Genomic DNA, 16574 nt, shown 5'->3' with positions numbered 1-16574 from the left:
GACTGACACATTGACGGTCCCTAGCGGTCGAGCAGCGCCTGCAGGGTTTCTATGCGATCGGCCTCGTTGGCCGGCTTGTCCCAGCGCAATCGTGAAATCCTGGGGAAACGCATGGCCACACCCGATTTGTGCCGGGTCGAACGATTGAGTCCCTCGAAGGCGACTTCCAGCACCAGGCCATTGTCGCGGTCGGCGCGCACCGAGCGCACCGGTCCAAAACGCTCGACGGTGTTGTCACGGACATATTTGTCGATCTGCTTCAGCTCTTCATCGGTGAATCCGAAATAGGCCTTGCCGACCGGCACAAGTTCCTCCTCGCCCTCGGCTCCGGACCAGACGCCGAACGTGTAGTCGGAATAGAAGCTCGAGCGCTTGCCGTGGCCCCGCTGGGCATACATCAGCACCGCGTCCACGGTGTGCGGATCGCGCTTCCATTTGAACCATGGACCCTTCGGCCGGCCGGCGACATAGGGCGAATCCCAGCGCTTCAGCATCACGCCTTCGATGATCGGATGCGGCGGCGCGCGGCGCAGGTCCTCGAGCGACTGCCAATCCGTGAACGTGACGAAGGGGGAGAGATCGAAGCGGCTCGGGTCGAGCGTCCCGATGAAGGCTTCGAGCCGGCCGCGTCGCTCGCGGAAGGACAGTCCGCGCAGATCCTCCGTGCCGATCTGCAGCACGTCGTAACAGCGCATGAAGGCTGGATATTGCTGCTGCATCTTCGGCGTCACCATCTTGCGATTCAGCCGCTGCTGCAGGTCCGAGAAGGTTCCCGTCGCTTCTCGCGGATCGCCGACAAGCAATTCGCCATCGAGCGCAGCGGAAAAACGCATGGCGTCGGCGAGGTCTGGAAAGGCCCCTGAGACGTCGTCGCCGGTGCGCGAATAGAGCCGGCGGATGCCACCTTCGGCTACCGCCTGGACCCGGATCCCGTCCCATTTCCATTCCGCCGCGTAGTCGGCGGGATCGAGCTTTTCGAGGTCACCGTCACCGACCGGGTTCGACAGCATGACTGGGCGAAACAGCGCCAGCGCCGTGTTGCGCGGTTTTTCGGCCTTGCCTTCCAGCCAGGCGAAAAGCGCCGTGTAGGGCGGCGATAGCCCATGCCAGAGTTCCTCGATCTCGGCGACGTCGACCTTGCCGAAATCGGCCAGCGCCTGTTTGGCCAGCCGCGCCGAGACGCCGATACGCAGGCCGCCGGTGACCAGCTTGATGATGGCAAAGCGTGCCGAGATGCCGGCGCTGTCAAGCAGCCCCGTCAGCACCTTCGGTCCATCGGAGCGGCTTGCGGCCTGCAGCTTGGCCACCACCTCGCCAAGCGTCGGCTCGCGGTTGGCGATCCTGCCAGGCGTTTGCGGCCAGACCAGCGACACCGTCTCGGCGAGGTCGCCGACATAATCGTAGGAATAGCCGAACAGCACCGGGTCCATGCGTTCGGTGACCAGGGTGCGCAGCATGGCCGGCTTGACCGCGGCAATCTTGAGATCACCGGTGATGGCCGCCAGCGCTAGGCCGCGATCGGGATCCTCGACGCTGCGGAAATAGTCGATCAAAAGGGTCAGCTTGCCGTTGCGCGACGGCGTCAGCACCAGGCGGTCGAGAAGCTCGGCGAAGCGGTTCATGCCGTCAATCGCCCTCATCCTCATAGCCTACCAGATGCAGCGGGCGGGCGGCGATGCCTTCCAGTTCGCACCAGCGCACCAGGGCTTCCTCGCGGCCGTGCGTGACCCAGATTTCGGCGGCGCCGGTCTCCTTGATGGTGGCGGTGAGTTCGTCCCAGTCGGCATGATCCGAGATGATCAGCGGCAGTTCGACGCCGCCTTGCTTGGCGCGCTGGCGGATGCGCATCCAGCCCGACGCGAAGCACGAGATCGGATCGGGAAAGCGCCGCGCCCAGCGGTCGGCGAAGGCCGATGGCGGGCCGACCACGATGGCGCCGGCGAAATCTTGCTTGGCCCCGCTCTCCACCGTCGCCGGCTCGAGATCGCCGAGATCGATGCCCTGGCTCTGGTAATACGCGCTGAGCTTGGCCAGCGCGCCATGGATGTAGAGCGGCTTGTCGTAACCGGCGTCGCGCAACAGCCGCATCACGCGTTGCGCCTTGCCCAGCGCGTAAGCCCCGACCAGATGCGAGCGCTCCGGGAATTGCGCCGCCGATTTCAGCAGCCGGGCGATCTCTTCCGTGTCTGGCGGATGGCGAAAAACCGGCAGGCCGAAAGTCGCCTCGGTGATGAAGATGTCGCAGCGGATCGGCTCGAAGGGCGCGCAGGTCGCATCCTTCTGCCGCTTGTAGTCGCCGGAGGCGACGATGCGCCTGCCCTGGTGCTCGACCGATATCTGCGCCGAACCCAGCACATGGCCGGCCGGATGAAAGCGGACATCGACGCCGTTGAGGGCAATCGTCTCGCCGAGCCTGGCTGTCTGCGTCGTCCCCGCGAAATCCTCGCCGTAGCGAAGTCCCATGATGTCGAGCGTCTGCTGTGTCGCAAGCACCGAGCCGTGGCCGGAACGCGCATGGTCGGAATGGCCGTGCGTGATCAGCGCCCGGTTCACCGGCCGCACCGGATCGATGAAGAAATCGCCCGGCGGGCAGTAGAGGCCTTCGGGCCGGGGATGAAGCAGGTCGCTGGCGCGCATGATGCCAAGATAGGATATAATTCCGCTGCGGAAAGCCTGTTGCCCGAGACTGCTGACTCCCGGACAAAGCCTGTCCAATTCGGTTCAGCTTCGGCATCCCTTGCTCTACAGAGATGGGCGGCCGGCTCCCTGCAGGTGGAAACCATCATCATGAAACCGCTTCAGACCTCGTCGGGCGACCCGAACGCCGATCGCCGTGCGGACTATGCCGAAATGCTCGTTGCCTCCGGCGATCATGCCGCTGCCGCCGAGTTGCTGCTCGGCGGCCTGGAACTGGCGCCGCAATGGGCAATGGGCTGGTTTCGCCTGGGCGAGATGCAGGAGGCATCAGGCAGGCTCGACCTGGCGGCGCAGGCCTGGAGGACGGCGTTGAAATTGGATCCGGCCGATCGCCAGGGCGCGGCTCTCAAATTGCAGCTGATCGGCAAAGGTCCGGTCTTTATGGCGCCGCCCAGCGCCTTTGTCGAAACGCTGTTCGACCACTATGCAGAGACCTTCGAGGCGATGCTGGTCGGCAAACTCGACTACCGGCTGCCCGAGGTGCTCGACGCGGCCATCCGCAAGGCAAGGCCGGGCCGCTTCCGCCTGGCGCTCGACCTGGGTTGCGGCACTGGGCTGATGGGCGAGAAGCTGAGGCCGATCGTCGACCGGCTGGAGGGGTTCGACATCTCGGCAAGGATGCTGAAGAAGGCGCGGGCAAAAGGCATCTACGACGCGCTGACGAAAGCGGATTTGCAGGATTTTTCCTATTCAGGCGACAAGGCCGATCTAGTGACGTCAGCCGACGTGCTGATCTACATCGGCGGCCTCGAAGGTCTCGTGGGAACGGTCGCCGGCCTGCTCGCCGAGGGTGGCCTGTTTGTCTTTTCAGTCGAGAGCCTGGCGGAAGGCGGTGGCGAGTTCGCGCTGCAGCCCTCCCGGCGCTACGCCCATTCGGATGGCTATGTCGTACGGACCCTCGAGGCCAACTGCCTCTCGGTCCTCGCGCTGGAGCCGACAACCATCCGCTGGGATCGCCGCGAGCCTGTCAAAGGCCTGGCCGTCGTGGCATGGAAAGCCGGTCCCCTGTGAGGGCAACTCTTTGCGCTGCTGCGAAAAAGTCCGATTTGCGTGCGCGACTGATATTTGCGATCTGGTCGCATCAGGGCGGTATATCAGGAGGAGCACTTCGATGCGCTGGAACGTGATGATTTTGGCGTCTTGCCTCGTAACCACCGGCTGCGTGGGCAATTCAGCGTCCGAGCGGCAGGACGCCAACGTCGAGTCCTCGCTGCAATATGACAGCGTGCCATGCGATCAGTTGCTGACGCAGCGCAACGCATTGGCGCAGCAATATAATCTCCCCACGACCGCCAAGCCGGCCTTTTCCAATCCCGCCATGGGTTTTGGCCCGTTCACGCCCGACATGCGTTCCAAGGCTCAGCGCGACAGCGACAAGGCGTCAGGCGAAATCGATGCCATGAACCGGTCGATCGATCGCCGCGACTGCGGCAAACCGGACAAGCAGAAGAAGTTCGCGCTGCCTGGCTGATGCGTGTTGCCCAAATGAAGCTCTCGGACCTCGGCGACCGCATATGTATCCTGGGCCCGTCGAACAGCGGCAAGTCGACGCTTGCCGACGCGATCGCGCGCAAGCGTGGCCTTACACCCATTCATCTTGATCTGCTCTTTCACCTGCCTAACACAGATTGGGTGCAGCGTCCGAGGGACGAATTCATTGCCCTGCATGACGCCGCGATCGCCGGCGAACGGTGGGTGATGGACGGAAATTACTCGGTTTGCATGCCGCAACGCTTCCAGCGCGCGACCGGATTGATCCTGCTGGACATTTCCATCCCGGCAAGTCTGCTGCGCTATTTCAGACGTACCTTGTTCGAGAAGGAAAGACGCGGAGCCTTGGAGGGTGGGCGCGACAGCATCAAATGGGACATGATCCACCACATTGCCGTGACCACGCCGAAAAACCGCTCAAGATACCGGGTGACGTTCGAGCAGGTCAACCTGCCGAAGCTGCAACTGTCGTCCGCCAATGCGATCAAGAAATGTTTTCAGGACTGGGATTTGGCCAGGTGACGAGGACGTCTGGCTAGTATCCTGCTTTGCGGTCCACCAGATTGTCGAGCCTTTCGCCGCGTTCGAAAGCGTCCATCTGGCGCAGCATGAGAGGCGCCAGATGGGCTGGATCGGAAGTCGCCGCGGCATGCGGCGTCACGAACACCTTCGGGTGGTTCCACAACGGGCTGGTCTTCGGCAGTGGTTCCACCTCGAACACGTCGAGGCTCGCCTCCTTCAGCGTGCCGTCATCCAGCGCGCGCACGATGTCGGCGTCCTTCTGCAGGCGGCCGCGTCCGGCATTGATCAGCACCGAGCCGCCGAGGCCGTTGCGTTTCCTCAATTCCTTCAGCACGCCGTAGTTGATGATGCCTTGCGTGTCCGGCGTCAGCGGCAGAAGCACGACCAGAATGTCGGTGGCGTTGAGGAATGGGATCAGCCCGGCTTCGCCGCCATACGTCGCCACCCCTTCCATTGGCCGGTCCGTGCGCGACCAGCCATTGACCGCAAAGCCCAGCGACAGCAGCGCCGAGGCTGCCGCGCGGCCGAGACTGCCAAGTCCCATGATGCCGACGGAAATGTCACCGGCCGGCCTCTGCTGTGGCTCGTGCCAGATCTTCTTTGGTTGCTGCGACCGGTAGAGCAGGCCCTGGCGATGGTGATCGAGCACCCGCCAGACGACGTACTCGGTCATGTACTGGGTGAGGTTGTCGGCGACGACCTTGACGATCGGCACGTCGGGCAGGCCGGGATCGGCGAAGATATGGTCGACGCCGGCGCCGATCGAGAAGATGGCGCGCAGATTGGGCAGCGACGACATCAAATTGGGCTTCTGCTTCCACACCACCGCATAGGTGATCGAGGGATCCTTGGGGCCGTCCGGTTCCAGCACCACCTCGCGCTCGGCCGACAGCAGGTCGCGCCAGCGCTGCGGATGAAAGCCTGTGACGGCAAGCAGGATGCGGCCTTTTTCCATCGCGGTTCGTTCAGTCCTTCCTTGTGCGGATCACTCGCTGACCACGCCAGTCGGCGCCGTCTCGATCTTGAAGGCGGCCGAGATCAGCGCCCGAGTATAGTCGGTTTGCGGATTTCCAAAAATTTGTTCGGAAGGGCCGGCTTCGACGATCTGGCCATTGCGCATGACGATGACGTCATTGGCCAGCGCCCGGATGACCTTGAGGTCGTGGCTGATGAAAAGATAGGCGAGGTCGTGCTTGGCCTGCAAATTGCGCAGCAGATCGACGACCTGGGCCTGCACGCTCATGTCGAGCGCCGATGTCGGCTCGTCCAGCATGACGAAGCGCGGGTTGAGCACCATGGCGCGGGCGATGGCAACACGTTGGCGCTGGCCGCCGGAAAACTCGTGCGGATAGCGGTTGCGGGTTGCCGGATCGAGCCCGACCTCCTTCAGCACGGCGGCCACCTTGTCGTCGCGCTCGTCGGGCGACAGCTTCGGCTCGTGGATCTTCAGGCCTTCCTCGATGATCTCGGCGATCGACATGCGCGGGCTGAGCGAGCCGAACGGATCCTGGAAGACGATCTGCAATTCGCGCCTGAGCGGTCGCATGGCGTTGAAGGTGAGCTGGTTGATGTCGCGGCCGTTGAACTGGATCGTCCCGGTCGACGAGATCATGCGCGCCAGCGCCAGGCCGAGCGTCGTCTTGCCCGAACCGGATTCGCCGACCACGCCCAGCGTCTGGCCGGCGCGCACGGTGACGTCGATGCCGTCGACCGCCTTCACATGATCGATCGTGCGCCGGAAGAACCCCTGCTTGATCGGAAACCACACCTTGATGTCCTTGCCGGTCATGACAGGCTTGGCGTCGGCATTGGCGGCCGGCGGCTTGCCTTTCGGCTCGGCGGCCAGAAGATGGCGCGTATAGGGATGCTGAGGGTTGGCGAAGATGTCCTTGGTCGGTCCGGTCTCGACGATCTTGCCCTTAGTCATCACGCAGACCCGGTCGGCGATCTTGCGCACGATGCCGAGGTCATGGGTGATGAACAGCATCGACATGCCCTTGCGGCTTTTTAGGCCCGCGAGGAGTTCGAGGATCTGTGCCTGCACCGTGACGTCGAGCGCGGTCGTCGGCTCGTCCGCGATCAACAGTTCCGGCTCGTTGGCGAGCGCCATGGCGATCATGACGCGCTGGCGCTGGCCGCCGGACAGCTGATGCGGATAGGCGTCCAGCCGCTTCTGCGGATCGCGGATGCCGACCTCGTTGAGCAGGGCCAGCGTGCGCGCCTTGGCCGGGCGGTCGCCCATGCCTTGATGCAGCTTCAGGATTTCGACGATCTGGTGCTCGATCGTGTGCAACGGATTGAGCGAGGTCATCGGCTCCTGGAAGATCATGGTGACCTTGTTGCCGCGCACCTGGCGCAATTGCTTCTCGCTCATGGCGAGCAGGTCGGCACCCTGGAACAGGATCTTGCCTGAGGGGTGGCTGGCGCTGGGATAGGGCAGCAGCTTCAGCACCGACAGCGCCGAGACCGATTTGCCGGAGCCGGATTCGCCGACCAGCGCCACCGTCTCGCCCTTGGCGATGTCGAACGAGATGTGGTCGACGGCGACAGACTGGCCGCCACCCTGGCTGAAGGAGACGCTGAGGTCCTGCACGCTGAGCAAGGGAGCATCGCTCATTTGAACGTCTTGCGCGGATCGAAGGCGTCGCGCGTCGCCTCGCCGACAAATACCAGCAGCGACAGCATCAGCGAGATGACGACGAAGCCGGAAATGCCGAGCCAGGGCGCGTTGAGATTGCGCTGCGCCTGCTTGAGCAGTTCACCGAGCGAGGCGGAGCCGGGCGGCAGGCCGAAGCCGAGATAGTCTAGCGAGGTCAGCGTCGAGATCGAGCCGCTCAGCAAAAAGGGCAGGAAGGTCAATGTCGCCACCATGGCGTTGGGCAGCAGATGCCGGAACATGATGGTGCGGTTGGGCACGCCGAGCGCGCGCGCCGCGTTGACATATTCGAAGTTGCGGGCGCGCAGGAACTCCGCCCGCACCACCCCGACCAGCGCCACCCAGGAAAACAGCAGCATCAGGCCGAGCAGGATGAAGAAGCCCGGCGGCAGGATGGCGGCGACGATGAGCAGCAGATAAAGCACGGGAATGGCCGACCAGATCTCGATGAAGCGCTGGAACAGCAGATCCGTCCAGCCGCCGAAATAGCCCTGCAAGGCACCGGCGCCGACGCCGATCAGCGCCGAACCCGCGGTCAGGATCAGGCCGAACAGCACCGAAATGCGGAAGCCGTAAATGACGCGCGCCAGCACGTCACGCGCCTGGTCGTCGGTGCCGAACCAGTTCCAGTTGCCGACATTGCAGGCCGGGTCATCGGCTCCTCGTGGATATTGGTTGCAGCGCGTCTTGGCGTCATATTCCCATGATGGCTTGGCCGGTGCTGCTTCCGGAATGGCGTTGTTGACGGTCTGGTAGGAATAGCGGATCGGCGGCCAGATCATCCAGCCATGGGCGTTGATCTCGTCCTGGATAACCGGGTCGCGGTAATCGGTGACGGCATAGAAGCCGCCGAATTTTTCCTCGGGGTAAGCGACCATCACCGGGAAAAGGATCTCGCCCTTGTAGGAAGCGATGATCGGCTTGTCGTTGGCGATGAATTCGGCAAACAGCGACAGCACGAACAGGACGAGGAAAATCCACAGCGACCAGTAGCCGCGCCGGTTGGCTTTGAAATTCTGCAGGCGGCGCTTGTTGAGCGGCGACAGGAACGGCCGTGGGAGCCGCTCCGGCAAAACACCGGCGGTTACGCTTGCCTCCGACATCAGATGTCTCTCCGCTCGAAATCGATGCGCGGATCGACCCAGGTGTACATCAGGTCGGACAGGAGCCCGACGAACAGGCCAAGCAGCGAGAAGATATAAAGGTTGGCGAACACCACCGGATAGTCGCGCTCGACCACGGACCGGAAGCCGAGCAGGCCGAGCCCGTCGAGCGAAAAGATGTTCTCGATCAGCAGCGATCCCGTGAAGAAGGCCGAGATGAAGGCACCCGGGAAGCCGGCGATGACGATCAGCATGGCGTTGCGGAAAACGTGGCCATAAAGCACCTGCCGTTCCGACAGGCCCTTGGCGCGCGCCGTCACCACATACTGCTTGCGGATTTCCTCCAGGAAGGAGTTCTTGGTCAAAAGCGTGGTCGTTGCGAAGGCCGACAACACCAGCGCCGTCAGCGGCAGCGTCATGTGCCAGAAATAATCGACGATCTTGGCCGGCCACGACAATTGGTCCCAATTGTCCGAGACGATGCCGCGCAACGGGAACCAGTCCCAGAACGAGCCGCCGGCGAACAGCACCATCAAAAGGATGCCGAACAGGAAGCCTGGAATGGCATAGCCGACGATGACGACGCCACTGGTCCAGACGTCGAAGGGCGTGCCGTCCTTCACCGCCTTGCGAATGCCGAGCGGGATCGAGATCAGATAGGACAACAAGGTGATCCAGAGCCCGATCGAAATCGATACGGGCATCTTTTCCAGGATCAGGTCGAGCACCGAGATATCGCGGAAATAGCTGTTGCCGAAATCGAACCTGGCATAATTCCACAGCATCATGCCGAAGCGCTCGAGCGGCGGCTTGTCGAAACCGAACTGCTTCTCCAGCTTCTTGATGAATTCCGGATCGAGGCCCTGGGCGCCGCGATATTTCGAGCTGACATCGCCGGCGACGTCGAAATTGGAGCCGCCTGCATCGCCGCCGCCACCGCCGAGGCGGTCGCTGCCGCCCTGGTTGGTCAGCTTGGCGATGACCTGCTCGACCGGCCCGCCAGGCGCGAACTGGATGACGGCGAACGATATCGCCATGATGCCGAACAGGGTCGGGATCATCAAAAGGATGCGGCGCAGTATATAGGCGCCCATCAGGTGTCATCCTCCTTGAGGAGAGTCACCGCGCCTTGCGGCACCCGCAAGGCAATCGCTCCGGGCCAAATGTCGACGCGGGCGCCGCCCCTCATTGTCCTGCCGGACATTTCTCCCCGTATAGTGACGGGGAGAAAGGGGCTGGCCGCAGTCTCGGCGTTCTTAATGCGACTCTCGTAGTTGGCGAAACCGTTGGTGAGAGCGCCCCTCTCCCCGTCGCTATACGGGGAGAGGATGCCGGCAGGCAGGTGAGGGGCAGCGCCAACACCCCCAAGGAATTCAGCCTTTGCCAATTTTTGCCGCCTTGCCTTTATCGAACCACCACAGCGTCTCGACCGGAAAGCCGAAATCGGGCTTTTGTTCGAGAAAGCCGAACATGTCCCAATAGGCAACGCGATGATTCGCCAGGAACCAACTAGGAATCCAATCGCATCGCGCACGCAAGACCCGGTCGAGCGCCCGCATCGCCACGGTCAGGTTTTCACGGTCCTTTGCCGCGCCCACGGCATTGATCAGCGTGTCGACAGCGGGATCGGTGATACCCGGCAAGTTGCGGGAGCCGGAGACGCCGGCGGTGCTCGAATGGAAGAAGACTTCGAGATCATCCCGAGTCGGCGTCGCGCTGAATGAAAAGGCAGCAGACAAGAGGTCGAAGTCGAAATTCGCCTGCCTGGACTGGTATTGCGCCGAATCCACCAACCGTATCGTGGCGTCGATGCCGATCGCCTTCATGTTGGCGACCCAAGGCGAATAGACCTGGACGAAGGTGTCGTCATCGACCATGAACTCGGCTGAAAGCCGGCCCCCCTTGTCGTTAACGACAAAGTCGCCTGATCGCTTCCACCCAGCGGCGGACAGAAGCTTTGCCGCTTGGCCAAGCAGCTTGCGGTCGCGACCGGAGCCATCGGATGCGGGCTGGGTCACTGCCTCGCCGAAGACCTCTGCCGGCAACTGGCTTCGCAGCGGCTCCAGCAGAGCCAGTTCTTGCGGCGACGGTGTCCCTTCGGCGCGAAAGTCCGATTTCTCGAAGCAGGATTGCGAACGCTCGTACGAGCCGTAGAAGAAGTTGCGGCGCGTCCACTCGAAATCGAAACATAGCGCGAGCGCCCGCCTCACCCTAGGGTCGCGAAACTGCTCTCGCCGCTGATTGACCGCGGTGGCCTGCATCGAGGGTCGCTTTTCGGCCGGGAATTCATGCTTGGCCACTTTGCCCGCGGTCATTGCAGGGAAGTCATAGGCGGTGGCCCAAACGCGTGACACGAATTCCTCGCGATAAGTGATCTCACCTTTCTTGAAGGCTTCGAATCCGGCGTTGCGGTTCTGGTAGAACTCGATGCGGATACGATCGAAATTGTTCTGTCCGCGATTGAACGCGAGGTCACGACCCCAATAGTCCGCCACCCGATCGTACTCGATCCATGCGCCGGCCGAGAAACGCCCGACCTTGTAGGCGCCGGACCCGAGCGGCGGGTTCAATTGCGAGGAATCGAAGGGATTTGCCGTGTAGAAGGCCTTGGACAGGATCGGGAATTCCACCACGTTGAGCACGGTCCGGGCGGATTGCTTGCCGGAAAAAGTAAGCCGCAGTGTGCGGTCATCGACGGCAACGGCATCGATCATGTGCGTCAGCGACAGCGATAGGTCGGGATGGCCCTTCTCCTTGTAGAGCTTGAAGGTGAAGGCAGCATCCTGCGCCGTCAGCCGCGTGCCGTCATGGAAACGCGCCTCGGGTCGAAGCGAGAAGGTGAAGCCATTGCGGTCGTCGGAGAGCGTCACGCCATCCGCGATCTGGCCATATACCGCGTCGGGTTCATCGAGCGCCCGCACCATCAGCGCGTCGAAACACATCTCCATGCGAGGCGGCGCATCGCCCTTGTTGGCGAAGGAGTTCAGCGTGTTGAAAGTCTGCGTATCCTGGTTGTAACCCCAATTCGGCGGCGAGAAATTGAAGATGCCGCCCTTGGGCGCGTCGACTTTGACATAGTCGAAATGTGGGAAATCAGGCTTGTATTTGAGGTCGCCGAAGGCGGAAAGGCCGTGCAGCTTGGTGCCGGTCGCAACGTTTGCAAAGGCTTTGCCCGGCATCAGCGCTGCTGCAGCGGCAGCGCCACCCAAAGCCAGGAAATCGCGGCGGGGCAGGGCCGCCATCAATTGCCGCCCCATCAATTGCCGCCCTTGTATTTGGCCGCCAGCGTTTTTTCCTTGTCCGGGTCGATCCACCATGAATCGATGTCGGCGCCGACATAGGCAGGCTGTTTGTCGGGGAACTTGAACTTGTTCCAATAGGCCAGCCATACCGCTGAACGGTAATATTGCGGCACGACGTAGAAGTTCCACAGCAGGATGCGGTCGAGTGCGTGGGTGGCGGCGACGAGATCATCGCGATCGGTGGCGAAGATGATGCGATCGACAAGCGCGTCGACGACTGGATCCTTGATACCCATCAGGTTGCGCGAACCTGGCGCATCGGCGGCCTTGGAACTCCAGAAATCGCGCTGCTCGTTGCCGGGCGACTCCGACTGGCCGAACAGACCCGTCACGACATCGAAATCGAAATTGTTGACGCGGTTGATATACTGCGTCTGGTCGATGATACGCAGGGTAGCGTCGACGCCGATCTTGCGCAGGTTGGCGATGTAGGGGCTGGCGATCACCTGGTCTGTGTCGTTCCAGCCGAGGATCTCGAACTTGAACGGTGCGCCTGTCTTGGCGTTGAGCATCTTGCCGCCCTTGATGATCCATCCGGCCTTGGCGAAGAGATCGACGGCCTGCTTCAGATACTTTCGTTCCGCTTGCGGCGAGTCGTAGACGGGCAGCTTGAACTCCTGAGAGAAGAGTTCTGGCGGCAGCTTGTCGCGATACTTTTCCAGGATTTCCAGTTCCTTGCCCTGCGGCAATCCGCTGGACGCCAGTTCGGTACCTTGGAAATAGCTCGATGTGCGTGTGTTGAAGCCGAAGAACAAGGTGCGATTCATGCTCTCGAAATCGAAGGGTATGGTCAATGCCTCGCGAACCAGTCGGTCCTGGAACAGCGGCCGCCTCTGATTTAGCACAAAGCCCTGCATCGGCTGCGGCGACCGGGTCTGGAAGTCCTTCTTGATGACGTCGCCGGCCTGGATGGCCGGGAAATTATAGGCTGTAGCCCATTTGCGGGAGCTGTATTCGCGGTTGATGTCTTCCAGCCCGCCCTTGGTGAAGGCAAGCCAAGCGGCATTGTCGTCGAGGATGTAGGTGTATCGGCGCGTGTCGAAATTCTCGCGGCCGATCTTCACCGGCAGCTTGGCCGCCCAGTAGTCGGGCACGCGCTGCCAGACGATCTCCGAGCCCGGCTTGAAGCTGGCGATCTTGTAGGCAGCCGAACCGAGCGGAATTTCCAGCGTCGGCCTGGTGACGTCGCGCTTCTTCCCGTTGGCGTCCGTGCCTTCCCACCAATGCTTCGGCAGCACGGCGAGATCCCCAAGGATCTTCGGCAGTTCGCGGTTGCCCTTCTGGTTGAAATGGAACTCGACCTCGCGGTCGGAGATCGCCAGCGCATCGGTGACGTTCTCGAAATAACGGCTGTATTGGGGGCTGTTCGCCTTCAGCACCTGGAACGACCAGATCACGTCGTCGACGGTGATCGGCTGACCGTCATGCCATTTGGCGCGGGGGTCGAGCCGGTAAGTCGCCGAGGAATAGTCGGCCGGGTATTTGTAGGCGTCGGCGATCAGAGGATGGCTGACGCTGCCTTCATCGGTCGCCTGCTCCATCAGCGTGTCGTAGAGCAGGCCGCCGCCGAAGCCGACAAGACCCGCCGCCGACGATCCCTGGACGACATAGGGATTGAAGCTGTCGTAGGTGCCAAGCAGTACCGAATTGAGAGTGCCGCCCTTGGGGGCATTCGGATTGACGTAGTCGTAGTGCTGGAAATTGTCGCCATATTTGGAGTCGCCGATCAGCGATGAGGTGGTCCGCCACTCGTCAGCCCGGGTCGCCTGCAACCCCGCCGCCAGCAGGGCCACGACCAGCATCGACCTCAGAAGCGTTCGGCCAACCGTCATGCATTATCCTCTCGCTATGCGTGCCAGCTCATCCAGAAGGGCGATCCTAGATGATTTGACGCTCATGAAAACCGCCATGCGCGGCTTTGTCGCCGCATCAGGCATTTTCCCAACAAAAAGCCGGGCTGAACCCGGCTTTTTCAAGATCGTCGCGATAATAATCAGGTTATTTAGCGGGCGCCGGTGCAGCAGGAGCTGGTGCTGCCGGAGCGGCAGGTGCCGCAGGCTTGGCCGGTGCGGCGCCGTCAGCCGGCTTCGCCGGGGCGGCTCCATCGGCCGGCTTGGCGGGCGCGGAGGCGTCTGCGGCGGCGCCCGGTGCCGGCAGCGGCTTGGGATTGTCCGACAGCGTGCGCAAATAGGCGATAACGTTGGCACGGTCCTCGTCCTTGGGCAGGCCGGCAAAGCCCATGGCCGTTCCCTTCACGAATTTCTTTGGCGAGGTGATGAAGTGGTTGATGTTGTCATAGGTCCACTTCTCCGTGCCGCCCTTGGAGAATTCCTTCATGCCGGCCGAATAGGCGAAGCCTTCATGTTCGGCGACCGGGCGGTCGACGAGGTCCCACAGATCGGGGCCGACCTTGTTTGGGCCGCCCTTTTCGCCGGAATGGCAGGCCTGGCACTTCTTGAACACGGCGGCACCCGCCTCGACATTGGCGGTGGCCAGCAGATCGGCGATCGGCTTGGCCGCGGCGGCCGGCGTTGCAGGGCCGCCCTCTGCCGGCTCGGCGGCCTCGATGGCGAAGCCTGGTTTTTCCGGAGCGGGCGAGGCAAACAGCGCGTCAGACACCAGGCCGACGGAGAAAACGACGAAAACGGTTCCGAGCAATCCGGCGAGCAGCTTGTTGACTTCGTTGGAATCCATACGCCCCTTGCTCCCTTTTCCGGCGGACTGATCCGTCCACTCCGTCCGTCGGTATCGAGACCAGCCCTCCAGAGCCGGTCAAATCGGGCGGAAACTAGGTCTTTTGCTCGGGCGTTGCAACACCTATAAGGGCGCTTCCAGTGAGACCTTTTGCCACTTTTCCCCTCCTCTTTTCGAACGCCTTGCCAGACCGATGTCCACCTTGATCCTGATCCCGGCCCGCATGGCCTCGACACGCCTGCCGGGCAAGCCGCTGGCCGACATATCGGGCGCGCCGATGATCGTTCATGTGGCGCGCCGCGCGGCCGAGGCCGGGCTTGGCCGGGTGGTGGTGGCGACCGACACGCAAAGCGTGGCCGAAGCGGTGCGGGCGCATGGTTTCGAGGCCGTGATGACGCGCATGGATCATGAGTCGGGTTCGGATCGCATCCACGAGGCGTTGATCGCTCTTGATCCCTTGGGCAAGGTCGAAACGATCGTCAATGTGCAGGGCGACCTGCCGACCATCGATCCCGGCATCATCGCAGCCTCGCTCAAGCCGTTCGACGACCCTTCGGTGGATATCGCCACGCTCGGCGTCGAGATCGTCCGCGAGGGGGAAAAGACCAATCCTAACGTCGTCAAGATCGTCGGGTCGCCGCTCACCGGCACGCGGTTGCGGGCGCTTTACTTCACCCGCGCCACGGCACCCTGGGGCGAGGGGCCGCTCTATCACCATGTCGGCCTCTACGCCTATCGACGCGCGGCACTCGAGCGTTTCGTCGCGCTGAAGCCGTCGCCGCTTGAGCGCCGCGAGCGGCTGGAGCAGCTGCGGGCCCTGGAAGCCGGCATGCGCATCGACGCCGAGATCGTGCAGTCGCTGCCGCTTGGCGTCGACACCCCTGAAGACCTGGACCGTGCCAGGCAAATCCTTTCCAACTGAGATATCAGCATGCCTGAAAAGACCAATAGAATATCCTTCCAGGGCGAGCCCGGCGCCAATTCCGACACCGCCAGCCGCAACGTCTATCCCTCTATGGAGCCGTTGCCGTGCCCGACCTTCGAGGACGCGTTCAATGCCGTGGAGACCGGCAAGGCCGATCTTGCCATGATCCCGATCGAGAACACCATCGCCGGGCGCGTCGCCGACATCCACCACCTTCTGCCGGAATCGAAGCTGCACATCGTCGGCGAATATTTCCTGCCGATCCATTTCCAGCTGATGGTGCTGCCGGGCGTCAGGCGCGACGAGATCAAGACCGTGCACACCCACATCCACGCCCTCGGCCAATGCCGCAAATACATCCGCAAGAACGGGTGGAAGGGAGTGGTCGCCGGCGACACGGCGGGCGCCGCCAAGATGGTCTCCGAGGTCAAGGACCGCACCATGGCCGCGTTGTCGCCGGCGCTGGCAGCGACGCTCTACGGGCTCGACATCATCGAGGAGAATGTCGAGGACACCGACAGCAACGTCACCCGCTTCGTCGTCCTGACCAAAAGCAAGCAATGGGCCGAGCGCCCGTCACCCGACGTCAAGATGATGACGACCTTCATCTTTCGCGTCCGTAACGTGCCGGCCGCGCTCTACAAGGCCATGGGCGGCTTCGCCACCAACGGCATCAACATGACCAAGCTCGAAAGCTACCAGCTCGGTGCCTTCACGGCGACGCTGTTCTACGCCGACATCGAGGGCCACCCCGACGATCCGCTGGTCAAGCTGGCGCTCGACGAGCTGCGGTTCTTCTCGCGCGAAGTGCGGATCCTCGGCGTCTATCCAGCCAGCGAGTCACGCGAGCAGTGGAAGGTCGCGGATTGAGCTACCAGCCCAACGGCACGTAATCGATCTCCATGAAGGCCTCGACCTCCGGCACCCAGCGGTCGCGCACGAAGGCGACATGGTCGGGATGGTCGTTGTACCTGGTGTAGGCGGCCTGGTCGGCGAACTCCATCGAGAAGCCGAACTGATAGTCGTTCTTCGGGCTGACCTGCCGCAATTGCTCGAAATGCGTGACGCCCCGGATCGCCGACAGGATTTTCCTGGCGTCGACGAGGAACCGCTTTTCCTCCAGCGAATGCGGTGGGTGCTTCAGCGTGAAGACGACGGTGTGACGGATCATTTGTCTCTCCTGC

At 62.5% G+C, this 16574-nt stretch carries 15 protein-coding genes; 5 read left to right on the top strand and 10 right to left on the bottom strand.

Going from position 1 to position 16574, the window contains the following annotated elements; all coding sequences use genetic code 11:
* Positions 1 to 20: 20 nt before the first annotated feature.
* Positions 21 to 1622, bottom strand: coding sequence for a cisplatin damage response ATP-dependent DNA ligase (locus LB554_RS15015; protein ID WP_224585377.1), 1602 nt, complete (start codon positions 1620 to 1622; stop codon positions 21 to 23).
* 4 nt (positions 1623 to 1626) lie between these two features.
* Complete coding sequence (locus LB554_RS15010; protein ID WP_140614814.1) at positions 1627 to 2637, bottom strand: ligase-associated DNA damage response exonuclease; 1011 nt, start codon at positions 2635 to 2637, stop codon at positions 1627 to 1629.
* Positions 2638 to 2787: 150 nt separating this feature from the next.
* Between LB554_RS15010 and LB554_RS15005 the strand changes: the two genes are divergently transcribed.
* The 3 genes from LB554_RS15005 (at position 2788) to LB554_RS14995 (ending at position 4710) form a co-directional block, all read left to right on the top strand.
* A complete protein-coding gene (locus LB554_RS15005; protein ID WP_224585268.1) occupies positions 2788 to 3708 on the top strand; it encodes a methyltransferase domain-containing protein in 921 nt (306 codons plus the stop codon).
* Between the two features lie 100 nt (positions 3709 to 3808).
* Entirely contained in the window at positions 3809 to 4168 is a 360-nt protein-coding gene (locus tag LB554_RS15000) for a hypothetical protein (RefSeq protein ID WP_224585266.1), read from the top strand.
* Between the two features lie 14 nt (positions 4169 to 4182).
* Complete coding sequence (locus tag LB554_RS14995) at positions 4183 to 4710, top strand: AAA family ATPase (protein WP_224585265.1); 528 nt, start codon at positions 4183 to 4185, stop codon at positions 4708 to 4710.
* 13 nt (positions 4711 to 4723) lie between these two features.
* On the opposite strand, the gene LB554_RS14990 is transcribed toward LB554_RS14995, so the two are convergent.
* The 7 genes from LB554_RS14990 to LB554_RS14960 form a co-directional block, all read right to left on the bottom strand.
* Entirely contained in the window at positions 4724 to 5665 is a 942-nt protein-coding gene (locus LB554_RS14990) for a 2-hydroxyacid dehydrogenase (RefSeq protein ID WP_140787079.1), read from the bottom strand.
* A 30-nt stretch (positions 5666 to 5695) separates the two neighbouring features.
* Entirely contained in the window at positions 5696 to 7327 is a 1632-nt protein-coding gene (locus LB554_RS14985) for an ABC transporter ATP-binding protein (RefSeq protein WP_140614809.1), read from the bottom strand.
* Positions 7324 to 8469, bottom strand: a complete 1146-nt coding sequence (locus LB554_RS14980) for an ABC transporter permease (RefSeq protein ID WP_015314056.1) — start codon at positions 8467 to 8469, stop codon at positions 7324 to 7326. Before LB554_RS14980 ends, LB554_RS14985 begins: the two co-directional genes overlap by 4 nt.
* On the bottom strand, positions 8469 to 9563 hold the full coding sequence (locus LB554_RS14975) for a microcin C ABC transporter permease YejB (protein ID WP_015314055.1): 1095 nt from the start codon (positions 9561 to 9563) through the stop codon (positions 8469 to 8471). The genes LB554_RS14980 and LB554_RS14975 overlap by 1 nt, the downstream gene beginning before the upstream one ends.
* A gap of 279 nt (positions 9564 to 9842) precedes the next feature.
* Positions 9843 to 11711: an extracellular solute-binding protein gene (locus LB554_RS14970; RefSeq protein ID WP_224585263.1), complete on the bottom strand. Its 1869-nt coding sequence runs from the start codon at positions 11709 to 11711 to the stop codon at positions 9843 to 9845.
* Positions 11712 to 11725: 14 nt separating this feature from the next.
* Entirely contained in the window at positions 11726 to 13603 is a 1878-nt protein-coding gene (locus LB554_RS14965) for an extracellular solute-binding protein (protein ID WP_224585261.1), read from the bottom strand.
* Between the two features lie 166 nt (positions 13604 to 13769).
* Positions 13770 to 14465, bottom strand: coding sequence for a c-type cytochrome (locus LB554_RS14960; protein WP_015314052.1), 696 nt, complete (start codon positions 14463 to 14465; stop codon positions 13770 to 13772).
* Between the two features lie 193 nt (positions 14466 to 14658).
* Here LB554_RS14960 and LB554_RS14955 point away from each other — a divergent pair, with 193 nt between their 5' ends.
* Positions 14659 to 15387, top strand: a complete 729-nt coding sequence (locus LB554_RS14955) for a 3-deoxy-manno-octulosonate cytidylyltransferase (RefSeq protein ID WP_015314051.1) — start codon at positions 14659 to 14661, stop codon at positions 15385 to 15387.
* 9 nt (positions 15388 to 15396) lie between these two features.
* Positions 15397 to 16260 (top strand): prephenate dehydratase, encoded by an 864-nt coding sequence (locus LB554_RS14950; RefSeq protein WP_015314050.1) that lies wholly within the window; start codon positions 15397 to 15399, stop codon positions 16258 to 16260.
* 1 nt (position 16261) lies between these two features.
* Here LB554_RS14950 and LB554_RS14945 read toward each other — a convergent pair whose 3' ends face one another.
* On the bottom strand, positions 16262 to 16561 hold the full coding sequence (locus tag LB554_RS14945) for a Dabb family protein (RefSeq protein WP_140723014.1): 300 nt from the start codon (positions 16559 to 16561) through the stop codon (positions 16262 to 16264).
* Between the last annotated feature and the right edge of the window lie 13 nt (positions 16562 to 16574).

The organism is Mesorhizobium sp. CO1-1-11 (genome assembly GCF_020164995.1).
Lineage (GTDB): Bacteria > Pseudomonadota > Alphaproteobacteria > Rhizobiales > Rhizobiaceae > Mesorhizobium > Mesorhizobium australicum.
Note: the sequence above shows the minus strand (reverse complement) of the source record. Positions and strands in the feature narration are given on the sequence as shown.

Excerpts from the sequence above, each read along its gene's own strand:
- LB554_RS14965 (WP_224585261.1), bottom strand. The coding sequence starts at position 13,603 with ATGACGGTTGGCCGAACGCTTCTGAGGTCGATGCTGGTCGTGGCCCTG.
- LB554_RS14975 (WP_015314055.1), bottom strand. The coding sequence starts at position 9,563 with ATGGGCGCCTATATACTGCGCCGCATCCTTTTGATGATCCCGACCCTG.
- LB554_RS14960 (WP_015314052.1), bottom strand. The coding sequence starts at position 14,465 with ATGGATTCCAACGAAGTCAACAAGCTGCTCGCCGGATTGCTCGGAACC.
- LB554_RS15000 (WP_224585266.1), top strand. The coding sequence starts at position 3,809 with ATGCGCTGGAACGTGATGATTTTGGCGTCTTGCCTCGTAACCACCGGC.
- LB554_RS14985 (WP_140614809.1), bottom strand. The coding sequence starts at position 7,327 with ATGAGCGATGCTCCCTTGCTCAGCGTGCAGGACCTCAGCGTCTCCTTC.
- LB554_RS15010 (WP_140614814.1), bottom strand. The coding sequence starts at position 2,637 with ATGCGCGCCAGCGACCTGCTTCATCCCCGGCCCGAAGGCCTCTACTGC.
- LB554_RS14945 (WP_140723014.1), bottom strand. The coding sequence starts at position 16,561 with ATGATCCGTCACACCGTCGTCTTCACGCTGAAGCACCCACCGCATTCG.
- LB554_RS14995 (WP_224585265.1), top strand. The coding sequence starts at position 4,183 with ATGAAGCTCTCGGACCTCGGCGACCGCATATGTATCCTGGGCCCGTCG.
- LB554_RS14970 (WP_224585263.1), bottom strand. The coding sequence starts at position 11,711 with ATGGCGGCCCTGCCCCGCCGCGATTTCCTGGCTTTGGGTGGCGCTGCC.
- LB554_RS14955 (WP_015314051.1), top strand. The coding sequence starts at position 14,659 with ATGTCCACCTTGATCCTGATCCCGGCCCGCATGGCCTCGACACGCCTG.
- LB554_RS14950 (WP_015314050.1), top strand. The coding sequence starts at position 15,397 with ATGCCTGAAAAGACCAATAGAATATCCTTCCAGGGCGAGCCCGGCGCC.
- LB554_RS14980 (WP_015314056.1), bottom strand. The coding sequence starts at position 8,469 with ATGTCGGAGGCAAGCGTAACCGCCGGTGTTTTGCCGGAGCGGCTCCCA.
- LB554_RS15015 (WP_224585377.1), bottom strand. The coding sequence starts at position 1,622 with ATGAACCGCTTCGCCGAGCTTCTCGACCGCCTGGTGCTGACGCCGTCG.
- LB554_RS14990 (WP_140787079.1), bottom strand. The coding sequence starts at position 5,665 with ATGGAAAAAGGCCGCATCCTGCTTGCCGTCACAGGCTTTCATCCGCAG.
- LB554_RS15005 (WP_224585268.1), top strand. The coding sequence starts at position 2,788 with ATGAAACCGCTTCAGACCTCGTCGGGCGACCCGAACGCCGATCGCCGT.